We start from the raw sequence: 551 nt of genomic DNA, 5'->3' as shown, positions 1-551 counted from the left end.
GTAGCGCAAGATGCGACAGCCTTCTCAGTCACAGATACCCTAGTGGACGTTCTTGAATTCGCAGGAACTTCAAGTGCTAAATTGAATGGTCAAGCTCTTGACGCTAGCCAAATCAAGGTAGAAGGACAAACCATTACCTTGACGCTTACAGAAGAACAAGCTAAAACAAGTGCTGGACAAGCTGTTGAATTAACTTTCGACGCTAAGATCAAAGCGGGAGCTAACTTGTCTGATTATGTAACAGAAGATAAGTCAATCAAGGTTCCGAACAAGGCAGCTTACAAGGTTGATCTTCCAAACAAACCAGGCTTTACGAAAGACTCCAATGAAGTCCCAGTAACGCCACCAACACCAGACGAGCCAGAGATCAAGAAAGATGTCAATACTAAAGCTGAAGAAACACTCGCTGATCGTGATCAAATTTTCACATACAACGTGAAAACAAGTGTCCCAACAGATGCGACAGCCTTCAGCGTAAGTGATACACTTGAGTCTGTTCTTGATTATGCAGGTTCAGCAAGTGCAATCTTGAATGGTCAAGCTCTTGATGC

The 551-nt window shown here is 43.6% G+C and carries 1 protein-coding gene; it reads left to right on the top strand.

Translation table 11 applies throughout. The annotated features are described in order from the left end of the window. Positions 1–551: isopeptide-forming domain-containing fimbrial protein (locus M1F63_RS10125; protein WP_247941335.1), on the top strand; the 551-nt coding region annotated here is incomplete at both ends.

It is taken from the genome of Streptococcus oralis (assembly GCF_023109155.1).
In the GTDB taxonomy this organism is placed as follows: domain Bacteria; phylum Bacillota; class Bacilli; order Lactobacillales; family Streptococcaceae; genus Streptococcus; species Streptococcus oralis_BZ.
This window is presented reverse-complemented; position numbering and strand designations above follow the sequence as displayed.